1 protein-coding gene is annotated in these 1,306 nt (G+C 42.6%); it reads right to left on the bottom strand.

Going from position 1 to position 1,306, the window contains the following annotated elements:
* Nucleotides 1-1,306 (bottom strand): hypothetical protein (locus AC1DWN_RS33865; RefSeq protein ID WP_477563205.1); only part of this gene is annotated, 1,306 nt, incomplete at both ends.

Here is a 1,306-nt window from a genome sequence, read left to right as displayed (position 1 = left end):
TAATTGATAAGGCTGCATCAAATGAACGGCCCAATAAAGTTTAGTCGTTTGCCCCGCTAGCAGATTCGGTTCTTGCTGCCAATCAGTTAAAGGTAAAATGCCAATGATGGAATCATATTGTCCATCTGGAATCTGATAGAGAGCTATAATCGTATTTTTGTGAAACAGAACCTCGGTAAATTCACTTTGATGTCTAGGGTCATGAACGGCGCTTGCCTCCGAAGGATGGTAGAAATAAGCTTGGTTAATACCAACTTCATCATTTACCGGAAGGCTAATGTCCCAACGATGCTGCTCATTATCAAACTCCAAGGAGCGTTCCCACATGCCTCCTGCCGCAAAATCTTCTGTTATGTATGCATAGTTGTGCAGCCTGAGTTCATCTGCTGTGTCTGCATGTTTCGTAATCAATTTGTTCACTTCAGTTGGCTTATTGCGTTTAACAGCAGTTTGCAGCGCCGATTCTGTTGCCTGATAATATAAAAAGCCAGCATATTCCGTGCGAGGCATTTTATCCGGAAGCTTGAAATCACCGAATTGGACATAGTCATGCAAAACATTTCCATCAAGCGGTATATCATGTTTCAAGCCGCGTGAATGAGTCCCTACCCACGCTCCTTTTAAATAAAAGACTGCTCTTTCATTCCAAAGATAATCCAGCATTTCACTTAGCTGAGTTTTCAAATCCTTATCGTTCGTCAACTGCCATGCACAGGTGAAGGCTTGTAACCAATGCCAAAACCATGGCAACGAGCCATATTCGGACATTCCATATCGCTTAATATGCTCTAACGTAAGCTGCAAAGACTCTCTTCCATCCTCCACAAGCACGGAGTCTCCGAATCTCTCACCAAATATTATTTTGGCTGCTGTATACTTGGCTTCATGATGGATGAAATGAGTCATCGGCTGACGATAAAAATCGCTTCGATAGATATGAGTGAGCGCTTGATTAAACGCTTCTAGGAGCGGTTGGCTGAAATCTTCCTCGTGCTTCACTGTAAAATAAGCCATTAAACTGCCCATCAATTCCACTGGGAGAACATGCGGGCTAGCGAGCTGAGGTGATGGCTCTAAATTTAGTGGCCAATGACCATAGGTTTTACTTGCAGGATTCTGGTCTTGAAGACGAAGGATCTCTAATAACACGCTAGTCGCTTTTGCTTTAGCAGCTTCCGCATTTAATTGAAGAATGTTTGCATGATGAATGGAAGCTGTGAATAAATAAGAGGCGTAGTAAAAATTATCCCGTATATCGTTATGAAACCACAATTGACTGCTTAATAAAGGCTGCTGTTCAGCAAGC

The sequence above is a fragment of the Paenibacillus sp. P4_A7 genome (genome assembly GCF_056402455.1).
The sequence above is the reverse complement of the archived record's forward strand: the minus strand, read 5'-3'. Positions and strand labels throughout refer to the sequence as shown.